The 18,956-nt window shown below is 45.1% G+C and carries 16 protein-coding genes and 1 pseudogene; 12 read left to right on the forward strand and 5 right to left on the reverse strand.

The window, feature by feature from the left end:
* Positions 1–73 precede the first annotated feature (73 nt).
* From B5G00_RS18830 to B5G00_RS19725, 6 genes and pseudogenes are all read left to right on the forward strand, one after another.
* Entirely contained in the window at positions 74–247 is a 174-nt protein-coding gene (locus B5G00_RS18830; protein ID WP_158229560.1) for a hypothetical protein, read from the forward strand.
* Between the two features lie 125 nt (positions 248–372).
* Positions 373–513, forward strand: coding sequence for a hypothetical protein (locus tag B5G00_RS19190; protein ID WP_242971242.1), 141 nt, complete (start codon positions 373–375; stop codon positions 511–513).
* Between the two features lie 63 nt (positions 514–576).
* Positions 577–1,593 (forward strand): macro domain-containing protein, encoded by a 1,017-nt coding sequence (locus B5G00_RS00790; RefSeq protein WP_330396286.1) that lies wholly within the window; start codon positions 577–579, stop codon positions 1,591–1,593.
* An 82-nt stretch (positions 1,594–1,675) separates the two neighbouring features.
* On the forward strand, positions 1,676–2,356 hold the full coding sequence (locus B5G00_RS00795) for a vWA domain-containing protein (protein WP_087267028.1): 681 nt from the start codon (positions 1,676–1,678) through the stop codon (positions 2,354–2,356).
* A gap of 263 nt (positions 2,357–2,619) precedes the next feature.
* The gene (locus B5G00_RS00800) at positions 2,620–3,303 is read left to right on the forward strand and encodes a DUF5714 domain-containing protein (protein WP_087267031.1); all 684 of its coding nucleotides are present in this window, start codon (positions 2,620–2,622) and stop codon (positions 3,301–3,303) included.
* A 38-nt stretch (positions 3,304–3,341) separates the two neighbouring features.
* Positions 3,342–3,482: pseudogene (locus B5G00_RS19725) on the forward strand (DUF1848 family protein); the annotation flags it as partial.
* Between the two features lie 196 nt (positions 3,483–3,678).
* On the opposite strand, the gene B5G00_RS00810 reads toward B5G00_RS19725, so the two are convergent.
* Positions 3,679–4,299, reverse strand: coding sequence for a response regulator (locus B5G00_RS00810; RefSeq protein WP_087267036.1), 621 nt, complete (start codon positions 4,297–4,299; stop codon positions 3,679–3,681).
* A 13-nt stretch (positions 4,300–4,312) separates the two neighbouring features.
* Entirely contained in the window at positions 4,313–5,413 is a 1,101-nt protein-coding gene (locus B5G00_RS00815; RefSeq protein ID WP_087267039.1) for a sensor histidine kinase, read from the reverse strand.
* 201 nt (positions 5,414–5,614) lie between these two features.
* Here B5G00_RS00815 and B5G00_RS00820 point away from each other — a divergent pair, with 201 nt between their 5' ends.
* The 3 genes from B5G00_RS00820 to B5G00_RS00830 are packed head-to-tail and all read left to right on the forward strand — an operon-like array spanning position 5,615 to position 8,825.
* Positions 5,615–6,544: an ABC transporter ATP-binding protein gene (locus tag B5G00_RS00820; protein WP_087267638.1), complete on the forward strand. Its 930-nt coding sequence runs from the start codon at positions 5,615–5,617 to the stop codon at positions 6,542–6,544.
* 12 nt (positions 6,545–6,556) lie between these two features.
* Positions 6,557–7,690, forward strand: coding sequence for an ABC transporter permease (locus B5G00_RS00825; RefSeq protein WP_087267042.1), 1,134 nt, complete (start codon positions 6,557–6,559; stop codon positions 7,688–7,690).
* Positions 7,677–8,825 carry an ABC transporter permease gene (locus tag B5G00_RS00830; RefSeq protein WP_087267045.1) on the forward strand — a complete coding sequence of 383 codons (1,149 nt, stop codon included), beginning with the start codon at positions 7,677–7,679 and terminating at the stop codon, positions 8,823–8,825. Before B5G00_RS00825 ends, B5G00_RS00830 begins: the two co-directional genes overlap by 14 nt.
* Positions 8,826–8,848: 23 nt before the next feature.
* Here B5G00_RS00830 and B5G00_RS00835 read toward each other — a convergent pair whose 3' ends face one another.
* Together B5G00_RS00835 and B5G00_RS00840 are read right to left on the reverse strand one after the other, a co-directional pair.
* Positions 8,849–10,132 carry an MATE family efflux transporter gene (locus tag B5G00_RS00835; protein ID WP_087267047.1) on the reverse strand — a complete coding sequence of 428 codons (1,284 nt, stop codon included), beginning with the start codon at positions 10,130–10,132 and terminating at the stop codon, positions 8,849–8,851.
* A gap of 24 nt (positions 10,133–10,156) precedes the next feature.
* Positions 10,157–11,620 carry an aminotransferase class I/II-fold pyridoxal phosphate-dependent enzyme gene (locus B5G00_RS00840; RefSeq protein ID WP_087267050.1) on the reverse strand — a complete coding sequence of 488 codons (1,464 nt, stop codon included), beginning with the start codon at positions 11,618–11,620 and terminating at the stop codon, positions 10,157–10,159.
* Positions 11,621–11,864: 244 nt separating this feature from the next.
* Here B5G00_RS00840 and B5G00_RS00845 point away from each other — a divergent pair, with 244 nt between their 5' ends.
* From B5G00_RS00845 to B5G00_RS00855, 3 genes are all read left to right on the forward strand, one after another.
* The gene (locus tag B5G00_RS00845) at positions 11,865–14,990 is read left to right on the forward strand and encodes an ATP-binding domain-containing protein (protein ID WP_087267053.1); all 3,126 of its coding nucleotides are present in this window, start codon (positions 11,865–11,867) and stop codon (positions 14,988–14,990) included.
* A 75-nt stretch (positions 14,991–15,065) separates the two neighbouring features.
* On the forward strand, positions 15,066–15,746 hold the full coding sequence (locus tag B5G00_RS00850) for a response regulator transcription factor (RefSeq protein ID WP_087267057.1): 681 nt from the start codon (positions 15,066–15,068) through the stop codon (positions 15,744–15,746).
* Positions 15,743–16,669 (forward strand): sensor histidine kinase, encoded by a 927-nt coding sequence (locus B5G00_RS00855; RefSeq protein WP_087267060.1) that lies wholly within the window; start codon positions 15,743–15,745, stop codon positions 16,667–16,669. The genes B5G00_RS00850 and B5G00_RS00855 overlap by 4 nt, the downstream gene beginning before the upstream one ends.
* Here B5G00_RS00855 and B5G00_RS00860 read toward each other — a convergent pair.
* The gene (locus tag B5G00_RS00860; RefSeq protein ID WP_087267063.1) at positions 16,599–18,890 is read right to left on the reverse strand and encodes a toll/interleukin-1 receptor domain-containing protein; all 2,292 of its coding nucleotides are present in this window, start codon (positions 18,888–18,890) and stop codon (positions 16,599–16,601) included. The genes B5G00_RS00855 and B5G00_RS00860 overlap by 71 nt on opposite strands.
* Positions 18,891–18,956 lie beyond the last annotated feature (66 nt).

Consider the following 18,956-nt stretch of genomic DNA (forward strand, 5'->3'; position numbering starts at 1 on the left):
AAGAAAATATGCAAAGATTCCGCCCGGAGTGATCCGGGCTTTTTCTACGTCCATTTTCAGGAGGTGGTGACACATGTCGAGCCGGATCAAGGGCATTACAGTGGAGATTGGCGGCGATACCAGCGGACTGGAAAAGTCGCTTGCCATATTGAAAACGCTGGATCATATCAGGGTATTTGAGGATGAGACACTGCTGGTGATATTTCTGGACGGATCGGAGATTGAGTGTAGAAGTGAAGAAGCATAAGAAAAGAGGCCGATTGGGATGTAAGAGTCCTGATCGGCTTTTTTTCTTGTACTTTTTCCGGATAGTAAAGGGTGACGAAATATGATAGAATAACGTTATTAAATTATTAAATTGGGGAGACAACAATGAGGAAAGTTGACGAATTAAGAAACGAAATTACGAATCAATTTGCTTGTGAGTATAGAGTTGTAAATAAGACCTTCGTGCAGATGCTTGAGGGATTAGGATATGATATTGAACTGGAATATGTGAAACGGAAAGGATAGAGTATTGATATGCCTTTTGAAATAGTACGAAATGATATTGTAAATATGTAGGTGGATGCAGTGGTGAACACTGCAAATCCTAATCCAGTCATTGGCTTTGGAGTTGACAGTGGGATACATAAAAAGGCAGGACATGAACTGCTTGTAGCTAGACAGAAGATTGGCTGTATCGGCTTTGGTGATGCTGTTGTCACCCCTGGTTTTGAATTAGATGCCAGATATGTGATCCATACTGTCGGCCCAGTATGGGATGGTGGTAATCATGGTGAGGAACAGATACTGTCATCATGCTACCGGAAGTCCCTGGCGTTAGCAAAGGAGCATGGGTGTGAGTCCATTGCTTTCCCTCTGATATCCACAGGTAATTATGGTTTTCCTAAGCCATTGGCCTTGCAAATAGCTGTCCGTGAGATCAGCTCTTTCCTTTTGGAAAATGAGATGCAGATCTATCTGGTTGTGTTTGAAAGGGAAGCCTTTGCCCTATCAGAGAAGCTGTTCAAATCCGTAAGCAGTTATATTGATGAAAATTACATTCGTAGCAAAATACTTGGTGAGTATGGTACGGAGAGTGTATATACTTCTCGGCTTAAAACAAGGAGAAGAAGTGAACGACTGAAGGGTCGTAATCAAATCTTTGGGGAGATTGATAAGTCCAAGACATCAAAAGCGAACTTTGATATGTCTGTTGGAGCACCGGCTCCAACGGAGGTTGATGATTGGGGGACTCTTCTAAATAATTTGGATGCGGGATTTTCCGAGACGCTCCTAAAGCTGATTGACCGTACCGGGAAAAAGGACTCAGAGATTTACAAAAAGGCTAATGTCGATAGAAAATTATTTTCAAAAATCCGGAACAACCCAGAATACAAGCCATCCAAGACAACGGCGCTGGCTTTTGCCTTCGCCTTGGAATTAGATATCGATGAAACAAAGGATTTTATTGGACGGGCTGGATTTGCTCTTTCTTATAGCAGTAAATTTGATGTGATCGTGGAGTATTTTCTTGTAAATGGAAATTACAATGTGTTTGAATTAAATGAAGTCCTGTTTGCATTTGACCAACCGTTGATCGGCGCATAAAAATGTCGCATACCATTCGACCATTTATCCTCCTATTTTACTTATACTAAAATCACAATAAAGAAAACAGGAGGATTTTAAAATGACTGAATTAGTATTTATCTTAGATCGTAGTGGTTCCATGTCGGGGCTGGAGATGGATACCATTGGTGGTTTCAACTCTATGTTGAAAAAGCAGCGTAAGGAACCAGGGGATGCCGTAGTATCTACAGTGCTGTTTGATAACCAGACGGAAGTTGTCCATGACCGTATTGCCATTGCAGATGTGCCAAACCTTACTGAAAGGGACTATTTTGTCCGCGGCTGTACAGCACTTTTAGATGCCGTGGGTGGGGCGATCCATCATATTGGGAATATCCACAAATATGCCCGGAAGGAAGATGTGCCGGAGAAGACGCTTTTTATTATTACCACTGACGGCATGGAAAATGCAAGTCATCATTACACTTATGATAAGGTCAGCCGTATGATTAAACGTCAAAAGGAGCGTTATGGCTGGGAGTTTCTTTTCCTTGGAGCTAATATTGATGCGGCGGCAGAAGCGAAAAGATTTGGTATTGATGAATCTATGGCTGCAAATTATCACTGTGATCAGATTGGAACTGCTCTCAATTACGAGGTTATCAGCGAGGAGATTACCAGCGTGAGAGCGAGTGCAGCACCATTGTCGGTTGATTGGAAAAAGAAAATTAATGCCGATTATAATAGCAGAGAAAGACTTGGTAAAAGATATGAGCGAAGAGAATTTCAGGATAGAATATGAATAGATATCTTATGACTGTTTTAGATCAGAAAAGTTCGATGATGTAAACAGGTTTTGGGATTGAATCCTCTTTACTGATTTCCCCAAAAGAGCAGGTTGAGGTAATGGAACGTATCTTTGGCAGCAATTCGGATTATTGTCTGCGGTAATTTATTATAACTTAAAGATATAAAGGGGTTCTGATTGAAGCATCAGAGCCCTTTTGCTATAATCAAATCAGAAAAAAACAAAGGATTCCGGCAATCGGGAGAATGGTAGATCGTATGAAAGAAGAATGTTTAATTTGTAAAGCGCCCCTGGAGTATCTCCAGGAAGATATAGAAATGGAATGTGAGCTGTGCCATAAGAAAGAAAAGAGCAAAACAAGATGTATCAATGGTCATTATGTCTGCAATGAATGTCATCTGCAGGGGATTGACAGCCTTGTGGGACTCTGCATGAGTCAGACGTCGAAAAATCCGGTTGTAATCCTCAATGAAATGATGGCGCTGCCTTTTTGCCATATCCATGGACCGGAACACCATATCATGGTAGGCATGGCCCTTCTGACTGCTTATAAAAATTCCGGCGGAGAACTGGATCTGAAAAAAGCGCTGGTAGAGATGAACAGCCGGGGAAGTTCTGTTCCAGGGGGAGCATGTGGATTCTGGGGCGCCTGTGGAGCGGGAATCAGTGCAGGAATGTTTATTTCCATTGTTACCGGCTCTACACCTTTAGGACAGGAAAATTTTGGACTTTCTCATAAAATGACGGCCAGCGCTTTAGGAGCCATCGGAGAAATCGGCGGTCCCCGGTGCTGCAAACGTGACTCTTATCTTTCCATTCTTAAAGCAGTTGATTTTGTAAAAGAAAATCTGGGGATTTCTATGGAGATGCAAAAGATCCGATGTTCTTACAGCAGTCAAAATAATCAATGTATTGGGAAACGCTGTCCATTCTGCCGATGAATTAAAAGAGCAGATGGAATCGATGCTGAGGAGCCGTTATGATACTAAGCGTAAGCAGAAGAACAGACGTGCCTAACTATTATTCGGACTGGTTTATCAATAGATTGAAAGAAGGATTTCTATATGTCAGAAATCCCATGAATATACATCAGATGGAAGAATTTATCGATTGCGTAATGAACGGAAGAAAACCGGAAGTTACAGTGTACGATGGAACAAAGTCTACACAGATTGGATTTGCCACAACAGAAGCCTGGAAAACAGGCGAGATTGTAAAAATTAAATATTAGCAGAAATGACAGGGTGCCGCAAAATTACCGAATTTGGCAATTTTGCGGCACCCCGATTGCTCTATCTGGAAAAGAGCCGGCACTGTTATTTGTTCTTCAGATAAAACACCGCCAGCTGCGTCCTGTCTCGAAGTTCCAGTTTATCCAGTACGGCGCTGAGATAATTCCGGACAGTTCCCTCGCTTAAATATAATTTGCCAGCAATTTCTTTGTTGCTCAGCCCCTGGGCAACCAGATCGATCACTTCTAATTCCCTGGGACCGATGTGATAATCTTCCCAGGGAAAACTTTTTTGATTGTTCAGAAGTCCCGGGAGTTTTGCCGTGATCTCGCTTCCGTAGACTGTCTGGCCAGAGTATACTGCTTTCAGAGCAGGAATGATACTGTTGTAATCCTGTTTTAAAAGATAGCCTTTAGCGCCCAGCTTTAAAGCCTGGATAATGTACTCGTCATCTAAAAAGGTGGTGAGGAGCAGGATTCTGGCCTGGGGATACCTGGAAAGGATCTCTTTTGAAGCTGCCAGACCGTCCATCTCTTCCATACGGATATCCATAAGAAGAATGTCCGGAATCAGGGAGGCATACAGGGATACTGCTTCTTTTCCACTTTTTCCGGAACCACAGACTTCAATCTCTTTATCTGCCTCTAAAATGGTTTTCAGGGCAGTGGTAATTAAAAAATCATCGTCTACAAGCAAAATTCTCATAATACATCTCCTGTTATTCTAAAATAGAATTCTCCGTTTTTTTATTTGGGATCGTAACAAAAATCTGAAATCCTTTATTTTCCTGAAAATGAATGGTACCCTTCAGCGCTTCCACACGCTCCTGCATATTGGACAGGCCAATCCCTTTGCCGGGAGAGAAAGTTCCTCCAGCGCCGTTGTCCCGGATGATGAGCTGATACATGGCCGGGTGCTCCCGGATAGTCACCCAGGCTTTATCTGCCTGACTGTGGGCAGAAATATTAGAAAGCCCTTCTTTTAAAATGGCGATAAAACAGTAACGAACCTGAGGCGGAGGCGGATTGTCTATATCATATTCCAGAGAGACCGGGCAGTAATGGAAGTCTGCTACCAGATTTTCGGCAGTTTCTCTTAAATTTACAGCCTCATTGTGAAGGTCGTGGACGCTTTCCCGGATATTGTTCATGGCAGTATTTAAGGTGTCTTCTAACTGAGACAGAGGTTCTTTGGCAGAAGGGTCACGGAAGACAGTTTTCATAGCTCCGGTGAGCAGGATGGCCCGGGAGAGCATATGGCCTACATGGTCATGGATTTCCCTGGCAATCCGGTTCCGTTCTTTTAAGGTGGCGGCGTAGATCTCATAATTCTGTTTCTCGATCAAAGTCTTATTTTTTTCCTTTAACAACAGATTATGTTCAATTCCATCATCCCGGACCTTCTTGTAATTTTGAGAAAGTTTTTCATAAGAAGCACTGCGATACCACAGAATCCCTCCAAGACAGATTCCCATGAGAAGATAATAGATGACAAAGGAAGAATACTTAGAGGCAGGTAAGAAAAACAGGATTCCCAGAGGCATCAGAGCCCAGAGTCTGCCGGAAGAAAAGAGGACGGCAGAAAAATAGTCATAGGCCAGAAGGGGAAAGAAGAAAACTCCCTGAGGGAAAATCAGGGTTATGAGGCCATAGAGGGCCAGAGCCAGAAGAGGAAAGGGCTTCTTTGGGCAGACTTCAAAAAAGGCAGAAAGGGCTGCGGCCAGAAAAAAGAAGCATACATATACAGGGTCTGTCTGGAGCAGCAGGCAGGAGCCCAGTGAATAGAGAAGAAGCAGAGCCTTATCCGTAAGACGATTCAAAATACAATCCCCCTTTCCCGTTTTTATCAGTATATCATGATTTTCCCCAACTGCCTATGTGACATTTGTCATGGAGGATTCTGACAGGAGACACTGTGAAGGAGCCGTGAAGTCTGTTATGATAAATTCAGGATCAGACAGCGGAGCAGTCCGCAGCAGGATTTTGTGAAACCTTACAGGAAAGGAGACTGGAACATGTCTATGATTGAAATCAGAAATCTGGTAAAAAGATATAAAGACACCGTAGCCCTGGACCATCTGAATCTGGATATAGAGGAGGGAGAGATTTTTGGCCTTCTGGGGCCAAATGGTTCTGGAAAAACCACAGTGATCAACTGTCTGCTGGCTCTTTTGAAATTTGACAAAGGAAGCATTAAGATTTTTGGCCAGGAAATGGAGCCGGACAGCTATGAGATCAAGCGGCAGATTGGAATTGTCATGCAGAATGTGGCGGTATTTCATGAGCTGACAGTCTATGAAAATATCGATTATTTCTGCGGTCTCTATGTGCCGGATAAAAGGGAAAGGAAAAAACTGGTGGAGGAGGCCATAGCTTTCACCGGACTGGAGGGTTATGAGAAAAAACGGCCCCAAAAGCTGTCAGGAGGGCTTTTAAGGAGACTGAATATCGCCTGCGGTATTGCCCATAAGCCCAGACTGATCATTTTAGATGAACCTACGGTGGCAGTGGACCCTCAAAGCCGGAATAAGATCCTGGAAGGAATCTGCCAGATGAACCGTCAGGGCTCTACCATTATTTATACTTCTCATTACATGGAAGAGGTGGAACAGATCTGCAGCCGGATCGCCATACTGGATAAGGGCCGTTGTCTGGCCCTGGGGACTAAGGAAGAGTTGAAAAATATGATTAAGACCGGGGAGAAAGTCCATGTAGAAGGTATCCATCTTACACCTGAGCAGCTGGAAGTGATCCGCCATATGCCCCAGGTATTTTCCACTGTTTATGAAGATACAGACCTTACTCTGCGCTTCCAGGGAACCGGCAGTCATCTTCTGGGCCTTCTTCACTATATGGAAGAGGAAAATCTTATCTGCGGCAGATGCTTTTCAGAGCTGCCTACTTTAAATGATGTGTTCCTGGAGATTACAGGGAAAGAGCTGAGAGATTAGGAGGGACGTAAAATGCTTCAGATCATGAAAAGACAGATCCTGGTAAATATCCGGGAGAAATCCAATATTTTCTGGACCATGCTTTTTCCGTTGATCCTGCCTACTCTGTTTCATTTTACCCTGGGAGGTACCATAGGAGAAAATGCTATGGAGGATATCCGGGCAGCTTTTGTCACAGACCAAAATGCAGACAGCCAGGAAGAAGAGGCTTTTCTGAAATACCTGGAAAGTTTTGATCAGGATTGGTTTCAGATTATTCCCATGAGCCAGGAGGAGGCCAGGGAAGCTCTGAAAAACGATGAAATTCTGGGAATTTTCTACGGAGGGGAGGAGAAGAAGCTGGTCATCGGAGAGGACTCTACATACACCAGCATTCTTTCCCAGACATTGGAGATTTATGAGAAAAATGAACATATGCTGGCCCAGATTGCCAAAGAACATCCGGAAAATCTCCAGGCAGCAGCAGAAGCCATGGGAGAGTGGGGAGCTTATACAGAAACAGTGACGTTCCGGGGAGATTCCCTGGATTATACCCAGAATTATTTCTTTGCCCTGATTGCTATGACCTGCCTCTATGGAAGTTTTATGGGAATGTATAATACAGTAGGCGTCCAGGCAAATACCTCTGACTTAGGGGCCAGGCTGGCGGCAGGATGCGTAAAGCGTTATAAGACCATTACCGCCAGCCTCCTTTCTTCCTGGCTGGTAAGTTTCGCAGAAGTTCTGGTACTGCTTTTTTACATGGACGCAGTTCTGGGAGATATCCACATTGGAGAACAGGGAGGAGAAATCCTGCTGATCTGTTTTGCTGCGACCCTTTATTCTTCCAGTATCGGAATGGTCATAGGAACAGTGGGAACCTGGAGTACAAACCTGAAAAACGGTATTATCGTAGCAGAAAGTCTTGCCTGTTCTTTTGCAGCAGATCTGATGATCAGCGGAGTGAAAGAGACCATTGAGACATATGTGCCTGTCATCAACCGGATTAATCCGGGGGCTTTAATCACTGATGCTTTTTACAGCGTGCTGATCTACGAAGATGGAGAAAAATATTTCAGAAGCCTGTCTTTGCTGACTTTTTTCGGAATCCTGCTTCTGGCAGCGGCAGTCTTATCAATGAGGAGAATGCGATATGAAAGTATATAAAGGATATCTGATCGCCCTAAAAAGAAATGTATCCACAGTTATTCTGTACTGCACCATTTTTTTCGGCGTGGCAGTTTCTATGGTGTATATTTCCAATGGAGAAGAAAATACCGGGGCTTATTCTCAGGAAAGGCTTGCTATTGGAATTGTGGACAGGGACAACAGCCTGTGGTCCCAGGCCCTGGAGAAATATCTGGAGCAGTATCATGATGTGACGATAATGGAAGATGATATGGACGAGCTGGCAGAGGCGGTTTATGGCAGACGTATCCGCTATGCAGTGATCATACCGGAGAATTTTTACGAGGAGTGTATTCAGGGAGGGAGAAAAGTAGAATCCGTTACCGAATCCGGAAGTCAGTGGGAATATTATGTGAACAGCCGTGTAGATAATTTTATCAACAGTGCCAGAGTATATCTGGCTGGGGGATATACCCAGGAAGAAGCCGCCGAGAATGTGCTGGATACAGCAGATATCCAGGCCCAGGTAGAGCTGGAAAGTTCCAGGGAAGATCTGGGAATCTACAATGTATTCCGCTTTATGCCCTATCTGTACTTTAGTATCCTCTGCTTTGTCCTGGGACTTATCCAGAAGGAATATCAGAATATAGACATCCGGCGAAGACTGGAGGCCTCCAGCATAACCTTGAAAAATAAGAATATCCAAAGCCTCCTGGCATTTCTCACAGTGGGGATTTTTTCCTGGATACTTTGCGAGGGGATTGGGATAGCAACCTGCTTTTCCGAATTCTGGAGCAGCCCTAATAAATGGCTGATCCTGCTTAATGGATTTACCATTATGCTGGGTGCACTTGCAGCAGCCTTTTTTGTAGGCTCCATGGCCAGGACAGAGGCTGCGGTAAATGGAATGGCCAATGTGCTGAGTCTGGGATTCTGCTTCCTGGGAGGGATTTTTGTTCCTCTGGAATTATTAACAGGAGTGGTCCGGAGAATCGGCCAGTTTTTCCCTACTTACTGGTATGCTCAGAATATTTCCATCCTCAGCTTTAACGAAACCCTGACGGACTCTCTGAAGACCACACTGATTCAGGGAATGGGAATCCAGATTCTCTTTGCTCTGGCCTGTGTAGCGGTGGCTCTGACTGTTGGAAAAGCCAGGAGGCAGGAAGAGTAAACATCTCCTGCCTCCTGGCCGGGTTATGACTTTATACGTATAAACAGAATTCCCAATATCATGGCTAACAGCTGGGACAGAGACACACTGGCCCAGGTTCCCCAGATACTTGCCAGAGCAGGCACAAAAAGAAGCAGCAGGGCCAGAAGCACGGGCTCCCCGTAGATCAGCGTATAGGCCCTTAGGTCCTTTCCAGTGGCGTAAAAGTAAGAGGTAGTCACTCTGGATATGCTCACAAAAAGGTACCCTGCCAGGAAAACCGGCAGGATCCGGCTGATCTCTATGGTGACTGACCGGGAGGCGCCGAAAAGGGCTCCGGCCTGGTCCCGGAGGAGGAAAAGCAGCACTACGCATACCAGGCTGACCAGGAAAGAAAAGCGGTAGGCCAGATTCCGAAGCTGCAGGGTCTTCTCTTCTTTCCCCTGACCATAGGAAAGGCTTAACAGAGGCTGGCAGCCATCGCTGACTCCCTGAAGCAGGAGCTGTACCACGCAGCAGATATAGCTTACGGGAGCATAGCAGGTTACAGCCATGGCCCCTCCAAAAACAGAGGCGCTTTTATTTACCAGGATCAGCGTGATGTTGGGAGCAAAAGTCAGTCCAAAGGGAGAAATCCCTACCTGGAATATTTTTTTGATAAGTAGAAAAGCATGCTTTCCAAAGGAGAAGACAGGCTTTTCTTTTTTTCTCAGGAAAAAGCCCAGGCACACCAGGAAAGTAACTCCCTGGCCGATGTCTGTGGCAATGGCGGCCCCCGTCATTCCCATGGGAAAACGCCATACCATGAGATAGTCCAGGACAATGTTGGTGAGAAAACCTGCGATCATGGCCGCCATGGCTGTTACGGAGCCGCCCATATTCCGGATGAAAGGCACCAGCCCAGTGCCCAGAACCTGAAAAACAGCTCCCAGAGATATAAAGAAAACATATTCTCTGCCCAGGGTATAGATTTCTCCTGTGGCTCCAAAAAGTCTCAGCACTGGAGCTCCTATAGCCATAAGCAGAAAAGTAAAGAGAATCCCCAGCCCAAAAAGGAGAAAAAGGGCCATGCTGAAAAATTCCCGGCTTCTTCTGGGCTTTTGGCTGCCCATGGCAATGGAGTATTCTACGGCTCCGCCCATGCCTATGCCAGTGCCTGTGGCCTGGAGAAAGGCGGTGAGAGGATAAGCCACGTTAATGGCGGCCAGGGCGCTGTCCCCCATAGCATTTCCCACAAAGAAACCGTCGGCGATGGAGTAGACTCCGGACAGGGCGAAAGCCAGCATGGAGGGAATTACATATTGAAAAAATTCTTTATGGTCTTTCATCAGTCTGTGTCTCCTAAAAAGCATTTACTGATGATAATAGCTGAAGAAATCGCCCATTTTTTCCATGGATTCTTTTAAGACCTCGACCCGGGGCAGATATACGATGCGGAAATGATCTGGCTGGCGCCAGTTGAATCCGCCTCCGTGGACTACCAGGATTTTCTTCTCCCGGAGGAGGTCCAGGGCAAATTTCTCATCATCCAGAATATTGAACTTTTTCACATCCATTTTAGGAAAGATGTAGAAAGCTGCCTTTGGCTTTACACAGGTGATTCCGGGGATGTCTATAAGCTGCTTGTAGATAAATTCCCGCTGCTCGTAGATCCTTCCTCCCGGCAGGATATAGTCATTTACGCTCTGATGGCCGCCTAAGGCAGTCTGGACAATGGACTGGGCGGGAACGTTAGAACAGAGACGCATATTGGAGAGCATTTTGATGCCTTCAATGTAGTCTTTTGCGATTTTTTTGTTTCCGCTGAGGATCATCCAGCCGATACGGAATCCGGCGATCATGTGGGACTTTGACAGGCCGCTGTAGGTAACGCAGAACAGGTCGGGAGCCAGGGAAGCGATAGAAACATGTTCTTCCCCGTCCATGACCAGCCGGTCATAAATCTCGTCAGAGAATATAATAAGCTGATGCTCTCTGGCAATGTCCACGATCTGCTGAAGGACTTCTCTTGGATACAGGGCCCCTGTAGGATTGTTAGGATTAATGATCACTATGGCCTTTGTCCGGTCTGTTATCTTCTTTTTGATATCTTCCATATCCGGATACCAGTCTGACTGTTCGTCGCAGATGTAATGGACGGCTTTTCCTCCGGCTAAAGTAGCGCAGGCTGTCCACAAAGGATAGTCCGGGGAAGGGATCAGGATTTCGTCCCCATTGTCCAGAAGGGCGGACATACTCAGATTGATCAGTTCGCTGACACCGTTTCCGGTGTAAATGTCTTCTATAGATAAATTCGGGATTTTCTTTAGCTGGGCGTACTGCATAATGGCTTTTCTGGCAGAGAACAGACCCTTTGCAGAGGAGTAGCCTTCGCAGTCTGTAAGCTGCCGGCGCATATCGTAGATCACTTCATCCGGTGTCTTAAAACCAAAGGGGGCAGGATTGCCGATATTCAGTTTCAGGATATGCATGCCTGCGTCTTCCATACGCTCTGCTTCGTCTACTACTGGTCCTCTTACGTCATATAATACATTGTCTAATTTTGATGATTTTTTGAATTCTCTCATTTCTCTTTCTCCCAAGGTTTGATTTTCTTTTTCTTTTCCCATTAACCATTCTTCATCTACCTGGAGGGTTTCCGCCAGAAAGTGGAGAATATCTCCTCTGGGAAGGGTCTTTCCATTTACATACTGGCTGATATGGCTTTTTCCCAGCTTGACCCCTTTTTCAGAAGCTATGTGGACCAGGTCCACCTGTTTTTTGCCCTGAAGGTCCATTGCCGTCTTTAGTCGCTCTGCAAAAGTTCCCTTTAACATGGTTTTTCCTCCGAAAGTTCAATAGATTGAGTGCATTATAGTATATTTTAGTTAAAAGTTCAATAGAAAAATAAAAAGTTCAAAATAAATATGAGAAAAACAGGAAAAGTTCAATTTACAAAGCCGGCCCAGACACACGGGAGCTGACAGAAGCCTATTGAATTTTATGCAGGAAGGTGGTACCCTCAGAGTACAAAACCCTTGGATTTCTGTGCATGATACTAAAAAATAGGAGACAACAGATATGAATGAAAAGAAGACTTTCCGCCCTGTTCCAGGGCTGTCCAGAGAAGCAGAAGAGAAACAATTGGCCCTGATCCTGGACACAGCTCAGGAAAATCTTGAAAAGACCAGAAAGAATATCCAGACTCTGTCGGAAGATATCCATGATTTGATAGAGACCTATGGACCGAAGGACAAGGAGGGGCTGTCTCTTCTCCATAATACCCAGTCCCAGTTAAGGGAGAGCCAGAGGGAGCTTCTGAGATATGAGCGGGCAAGAAAAAAACCTTATTTCGGGCGGATCGATTTTAAAGATTCCAAGATCCCCTGGGAGGAGTCCTATTATGTGGGAAGAGTTGGAATCACCAAAGACAGTACAGACCCCCTGGTCATAGACTGGAGAGCGCCGGTGGCTTCTGTCTATTATGAGAACGCTCTGGGACCATGCAGCTATACGGTAAAAGATCATGGAACCTATAACATTGACCTGCGGCGGAAGCGTACCTACGAGATTGAAAATGATCATTTAAAAGATTTTTATGATTCAGATATTGTAGCTACAGACGAATTGCTGAACAAATACCTGGCAAAGAGTAAAAAAGCAGTTCTGGGAGAGATCATTGCAACGATACAGAAAGAGCAGAACCAGATCATCCGTAAATCCCCAAAGACCAATATGATCGTTCAGGGTGTGGCCGGTTCCGGAAAGACAACAGTGGCCATGCACCGGATTTCTTATATTCTGTATAATTATGAGGAGACCTTTCGTCCGGAGGACTTTTATATTATCGGAAGCAACCGTATACTGCTGAACTATATTACCAGTGTCCTGCCGGATCTGGATGTATACGGGGTGTCCCAGATGACGATGGAACAGCTCTTTGTAAGGCTGCTCTATGAAGACTGGGACGGAGAGAAATACCAGATCATTCCCGCAGATAAGAATGACAAAAGCAGCTGCCTGAAGGGGAGTCTGGAGTGGTTCCGGGATCTGGAAAATTTCTGCAGAGAATATGAAAGACAGCAGATACCCCGGGAAGAAATCCGTCTGAAAAGAGGCAGGAGACTGATCATGTCCGGGACAGCCATAGAAAATTATCTGAAAGACAATCCTCTGATGTCTATGCAGAGCAAGATCCGTATGCTGAATAAAATTCTTATGGCAAAGCTGGAAAATGAACTGAATTGTGTGGGAACTATCTATACACTGGAAGAGAGAAAAGAACTATTCCGGACCTACCGGAAACATTTCGGCGGAAGAAACTGGAAAGGATCTGTCTATGATTTTTATAGGGAGTTCCTCCAGACACAGCAGGAAAAAGGGAAAACAGCGCCTTTCCGGGAAAGTGCATTTGACCTGTACGACCTGGCGGCTCTGGCCTATATTTATAAACGGATCAAAGAGACAGACGGCATCCGGGAAGCCAGCCATGTGATCATCGATGAGGCCCAGGACTTCGGCATGATGGCCTACGGAGTCCTGGACTACTGTCTGAGGGGCTGTACCTATACGGTTATGGGAGATGTTTCCCAGAATATACATTTCGGCTGGGGACTGAATGACTGGAAAGAGCTTCAGGAACTGCTTCTTACCGGCCCCCGTGATACCTTCGGGATACTGAAGAAAAGCTACCGAAATACTGTGGAAATTTCCAGATTTGCCACGGAAATCCTCCGTCATGGAAGCTTTCCGGTATATCCTGTAGAACCTGTGGAGCGCCATGGAAAAGAAGTGTCCCTGGTTCCCTGCAGGAAGGAGAAAATGGTCCTGGAAACAGTAAAAATCCTCCAGAACTGGCAGAAAGAGGGCCATGAGACTATTGGAATGATCTGTCGGGACCAGGAGGAAGCCTCCTGGCTCAGCAGCTGTCTGAAAGATCATCTTTCTTTAGCAGAGAGCGACCTGGAAAGAGCGGAATTCGGGGAAGGGATCATGGTCCTTCCAGTGGAATATACCAAGGGACTGGAGTTTGACGCAGTGCTTCTCTACGACCCGTCGAAGGAGAAATATCCCTGGGAAGACGGCTATGTCAAACTGCTTTATGTGGCGGCTACCAGAGCCCTTCACGAGCTGGCAGTGGTTCATGGGGAAAATCTGACAGAACTTATCGGAAAACCAGTATCCAGAGAAAAACATATGGAATTCCTGGAAGGAAAAACTCAAAAAACAGAAAAAAATCCGGAGAAAAAACAGGACAGAAATACAGACAGAATACAGAAGGAAGGACAGCCCAAAGGAGATGTTTCCAGTAAGATTCCGGCTTTAAAAAAGAGGGATGCAGCTGGAGCAGGAACCTCAGAAGAAAGTAGGAAGGCAGGAGCAAAAAGCCCAGAGATTTCCCGCAAAGAAAAAGAGTGTCAGGAGAAACCGGCAGAGGATATCCGGTTGATCCAGAAGGCCCCCAGACCTCTTCCAGTCAATCCTTCTCCACGGCATTTCGGAGATATTCCGGACACCCAGGTCTTAAAGAATCTGATGATACAGGAAAGGATACATCCCAGGGAACTGGAGATTACAGAAGTAAAGAAAAGCAGAGCCTGGCTGACACTAAAGGGAGCATATGGAACTCTGCGGCTGACGCCTCTGGGAGAGACTGTGATCCGGGTTCAGTTTGTCAGGGAAAATGAGGGAAAATTCCCTCAGGGCTACTGGGACAGTGAGCCGGAAACCGGGGTAAACTGGAGTGCCAGGGCAGGAAAAGATACGGTGGAGCTTGCTACAGACAGGCTTATAGTAAGGATCCGAAAGAAGACAGGAGCCCTGACATTTTTTGACAGACAGGGGCGGAAACTGCTGGAGGAAAATCAGGAGATGCCCCGGCAGCTGGATGGAATTTCCAGAACCTGGGCCTATTTTCAATGGCCAAAAGAAGAAAAGATTTTTGCCAAAGGTATCCTGGCAGGCAACCAGGAACCTTTAAGTCATAAGGCCAGATATATCAGCTTTGGCGGGAAAAAGATGCGTATGCCATTGATCTATTCTTATCAGGGATATGGCATCAGCATTGGAGCGGGACATACGGTGCTGGGCTGTGATATTCCCATGTATGGTACTTATGTATATACAGAAGGAGAGGCCCAGGCAGATTATTATTTTATCTATGGAAATTATGAAACGGTAGTAAGACAGCATAAAAAACTAGTGTAATCCACTTTAAATGCCTTACCGTTTCACTGAGAATGTTTAAAGTGGATTACACTAGGTGTATAGAGGGAGGAGAAAATGAAAGTATTGATCATTGAAGATGACCAGGGTCTGCGCCAGGGCATTGCCTTTTCTCTGGCCCAGGAAGGCTATGAAGTTCTTCAGGCTCAGAACGGGAAGGAGGGATACCGGCTTTTTTTACAGGAAGCTCCCCAGGGGATCCTGCTGGATCTGAATCTCCCGGATATGGACGGCAATGACCTGTGCAGGAAGATCAGAGAAAGCTCCCAGGTTCCCATTCTCATGCTGACGGCCAGAGATATGGAGACAGATGAGATCATGGGACTGTCCAGCGGGGCAGATGACTATATGACAAAGCCTTTTTCTGTAGCGGTTCTGAAGCTTCGCCTGGAAAAGCTTCTGGGAAGAAAAGGAGAAAAGGCGAAATCTCATATTTTAAGCTCCGGGGATATAGTGATGGACACGGATCTGATCAAGGTATGGAAGGCACAGCAGGAAATGGAATGCAGTGTGACGGAGTTCAAGATCCTGAAATACTTCCTGGAAAATAAGAACCAGGTGCTGACTCAGGATCAGATCCTGGAGGCTGTGTGGGATCGGGAAGGAAAGTTTGTAAACCCCAATACCCTTCAGGTAAATATCGGAAGGCTGAGAAAGAAAATCGAGGAAGACCCCTCCAGACCAAGATTTATTAAAACCATTCACGGAATCGGCTATATATGGGAGGAGCGGCCATGACAGAGAGGATTTTATATGGAATCTGCGGCGTCTGTATCCTCCTCTGCCTGGCCTGCTGTCTGGGAACAATACTGTATTACCGAAGGGAACTAAGGAGGTTTTCCAGAGCTCTTCAGACCTATGAACAGACAGGATTTTTAGGTGATGAGGACTGTAAGGAAGAGATGGAATCCAAACTTCTCAGTCAGCTGTTCCGGGTATTGAGACGGTCTTCTCTGGAGCGGGAGAAAGCGGGAAAGGAGAAAGGGGAGATCGCCTCCCTTCTTTCTGACCTTTCTCATCAGTTAAAGACTCCTCTGGCAAATATTCTCCTGAACACAGAAATTTTAAAGGAGGAAAAGCTTACAAAAGAAGAACAGAAAGTGTTTCTGAAACGGAACCAGGAACAGGCGGAAAAAATGCAGTGGCTGATGAAAAATCTGGTAAAGGCTTCCCGGCTGGAACAGGGAATCCTGACCTTTGAGAGCCATCCTGCTCCCCTGGGAGAGACCATTGCCAAGAGTATAAACGGGGTGTATGCCCAGGCCAGAGAAAAGGATATAGAGCTGGAGGCAGGGCCTTTTACCGAGTGCTTTCCGGTGCATAATCCCAAATGGACTGCCGAGGCTATGGGGAATATCCTGGAAAATGCAGTGAAGTATTCTCCTGCCGGGAGCACTGTAAAAATAGAAGTCCGGCCTCTGGAGATGTATGTACAGGTGAATATCCGGGACCAGGGACCGGGGATACCGGAGAGGGATTTCAATAAGATCTTTCAGCGTTTTTACCGAGGCAGCCAGGTGGAACAGGAAGAAGGCACCGGTTTGGGGCTGTATCTGGCCCAGCTTATCCTGCAGAAAGAGAAAGGCTATATTACGGTGTCTTCCAGGGAAGGGCAGGGAAGCTGTTTTTCCCTGTTCCTTCTAAAAGATCAGATGTCTTGACAATAGAAAGACAGTCAATTAATTCCTGATAAGTGTACAATTTGTAGGCTGCGCAAACTTTATTTGTTCTATAATTTATGAAGCCAAAGATAGAATCTGATTCGTTATAATAAGGGTGAGCAAAATCCATATTAGTGAATTGTATCAATGGCTGTCCGTTGGAATCTTTAACATTCAAAACGATATCGCTGCCGCTAAATGCAGCTTCTGAAGGTCCTGTGCGGTGAACAGTGCCGGTAGCTTCGATTTGAAAAAAATTTGTGGTCAGGGAATATTCGGAAATACTTTCTTCCGAAAAAGATGAAGGATTTTTTATCAAGTCATTATCCTCCGGTTTAAGGCTTACATTTTCATTATAAGTTTCTTCTGTTTTTGCAGCAAAGTCCGGATGGACTGCCGACAAGTTTTTCCATTGATCACACAGAGAAATATCTTTTAAGGTAACGGCATATATTCGATTTCCTCCCTCGCCATGATCTAAAATATACGCTAATCCAGATTCTTGGTCAAAAACATATTCCGGTGCTAGGCCAGAGGCGGATTCATAAGAAAATTCTGAATAATGGGTCAAGGAGTTATCATGGGGAATGGTAAAACCGCTGAGAACTGCCCGGGTCAAAATACTGTCACTATATATTAGAATCTGGCCGGAATTGCTATAAAAATCAAAGCTGATGCTCGCCGTACCCGGAAATTCAGATATAGACAAACACTGTTTTCCGCTATCCAGATTATAGACGTAAATATTGGTATAATAAATCCCTCGCTCTGCAAGGATGATAGCATAGGCCTTATCGGGTGTTATATAAATTTTACTGAATGCATATCCGTCAGCCGGAGCGGAAACAGGAAATAAAATCTCTGGATTCCCGGATGTTAAAGGGTGACGTACCAGGCAGGCGTTCTTTAAAAGATTTATCGGCTCTGCAGAACTTTGAGCCTGCAGATAATATATGGCATCCGGAGATTCTATATACAGGGGGCCGTTTGAAGGATTTTCACTGATGGAGGCAATAAGGGTTGCTTTTTCTTTTGAGTTCTCCGTTTCATCCAGGTTTTCTGCAGCTTTTTCTTCTAAAAGCGCTCCATCTGAACCGTAAATATAATTCTGTCCGTTTCTGCATATGGTGATTTGCTGTCTTTCAGCATCATAGGCGATTTCAGGAACCTTATCTTTTGACACATATTCTGAAAAGAACCACTCCTCTGTATAATCGTTTCCTTTCAGGAGAAAATTGTCCAGAGGCTGGAGTAACCGGTTAAAGATTTCTATATGAAAAATACCATCTTCTTTCACAGCCGCACTAAACAGACAACTGCTGTCCTGCGTTTTCCCGAGAAGTCTGCCATTTGTTTCGATTGTGCCAAGCTGAGAGAATGCCTCTCTGTAATTTGCCTTTAAGTATTCAGATTCTAACAGCGCCTGGATATATTCTGTATATGGCTGACCGGGATAAGTATCATTAAGTTCCTTAATGCTTTGAAGGGCATTCAGCATATTGTCCATTTGAATTTCAGAACGGATTTTTAATACATTTTCCGTAATATCCTGATAACGGGCACGTAAAACAGACACTGAAGTCAGGATAAAAATACCGGCCAGGATTGCTGTGCTGACAAGTGAGGCACGGATGATCCGCTTTTTCTTACGCCGTCTGTGTCTTTGATATAACTCATCAAAACCGCAGTTTAGCAAAGGAGCGGCCAAGCGCAAAAATTCTACTTTTAATTTTCTTAGGCTCATATGCAAAGTATCGGCTCTGATATCGGCACTTAGCGGCTCAATGTATTCCTCCTGCACCAGGATCTCGCCGTTATCCATGACCATTTCCTGTGTTACATGCCTGAGGAGATCGGGAAATACATTTTCAGGCTCTCCAGAAACCAGAAGCGTTAAAATGTGGTCAGTTTTTCCCTGATGGATCTCTTTAAAGAAGCGTATTTCTTCCATGCACCAGGCAGATTCTTTTGTTTTCTCTGAACAGATTACGATTAGATAACAGGATTGCATCAAGGCTTCACGAATATCATTTCCGAGATTTCCACTGGTAGGAAGTTCACTTTGGTCCCGAAAAACACGGTGGATTTTGGCTTTTTCTGCTTTTCTCAGAGTTTTTGGAGGACGATAATTTTCCAGAAGTTTTTGAAGTTTTATAGCAATAGACATATCCAGGGGTAAATGCCTGTAAGATATAAATGCATCATATTTATAGTTATCCATTTTTATTGTTTTACCTCTTTATTCCTGCGAGCAACGAGTCAAGGGGGCATGTTTGCATCGGGGTCT

It is taken from the genome of Blautia sp. An46, from assembly GCF_002161645.1.
In the GTDB taxonomy this organism is placed as follows: Bacteria; Bacillota; Clostridia; order Lachnospirales; family Lachnospiraceae; genus Blautia; species Blautia ornithocaccae.

What these genes read in the sequence shown, in the direction of transcription:
- B5G00_RS18830 (WP_158229560.1), top strand. Translation starts at nt 74, where the DNA reads ATGTCGAGCCGGATCAAGGGCATTACAGTGGAGATTGGCGGCGATACC.
- B5G00_RS19190 (WP_242971242.1), top strand. Translation starts at nt 373, where the DNA reads ATGAGGAAAGTTGACGAATTAAGAAACGAAATTACGAATCAATTTGCT.
- B5G00_RS00795 (WP_087267028.1), top strand. Translation starts at nt 1,676, where the DNA reads ATGACTGAATTAGTATTTATCTTAGATCGTAGTGGTTCCATGTCGGGG.
- B5G00_RS00800 (WP_087267031.1), top strand. Translation starts at nt 2,620, where the DNA reads ATGAAAGAAGAATGTTTAATTTGTAAAGCGCCCCTGGAGTATCTCCAG.
- B5G00_RS00810 (WP_087267036.1), bottom strand. Translation starts at nt 4,299, where the DNA reads ATGAGAATTTTGCTTGTAGACGATGATTTTTTAATTACCACTGCCCTG.
- B5G00_RS00820 (WP_087267638.1), top strand. Translation starts at nt 5,615, where the DNA reads ATGATTGAAATCAGAAATCTGGTAAAAAGATATAAAGACACCGTAGCC.
- B5G00_RS00825 (WP_087267042.1), top strand. Translation starts at nt 6,557, where the DNA reads ATGCTTCAGATCATGAAAAGACAGATCCTGGTAAATATCCGGGAGAAA.
- B5G00_RS00830 (WP_087267045.1), top strand. Translation starts at nt 7,677, where the DNA reads ATGAAAGTATATAAAGGATATCTGATCGCCCTAAAAAGAAATGTATCC.
- B5G00_RS00835 (WP_087267047.1), bottom strand. Translation starts at nt 10,132, where the DNA reads ATGAAAGACCATAAAGAATTTTTTCAATATGTAATTCCCTCCATGCTG.
- B5G00_RS00840 (WP_087267050.1), bottom strand. Translation starts at nt 11,620, where the DNA reads ATGTTAAAGGGAACTTTTGCAGAGCGACTAAAGACGGCAATGGACCTT.
- B5G00_RS00845 (WP_087267053.1), top strand. Translation starts at nt 11,865, where the DNA reads ATGAATGAAAAGAAGACTTTCCGCCCTGTTCCAGGGCTGTCCAGAGAA.
- B5G00_RS00850 (WP_087267057.1), top strand. Translation starts at nt 15,066, where the DNA reads ATGAAAGTATTGATCATTGAAGATGACCAGGGTCTGCGCCAGGGCATT.
- B5G00_RS00855 (WP_087267060.1), top strand. Translation starts at nt 15,743, where the DNA reads ATGACAGAGAGGATTTTATATGGAATCTGCGGCGTCTGTATCCTCCTC.
- B5G00_RS00860 (WP_087267063.1), bottom strand. Translation starts at nt 18,890, where the DNA reads ATGGATAACTATAAATATGATGCATTTATATCTTACAGGCATTTACCC.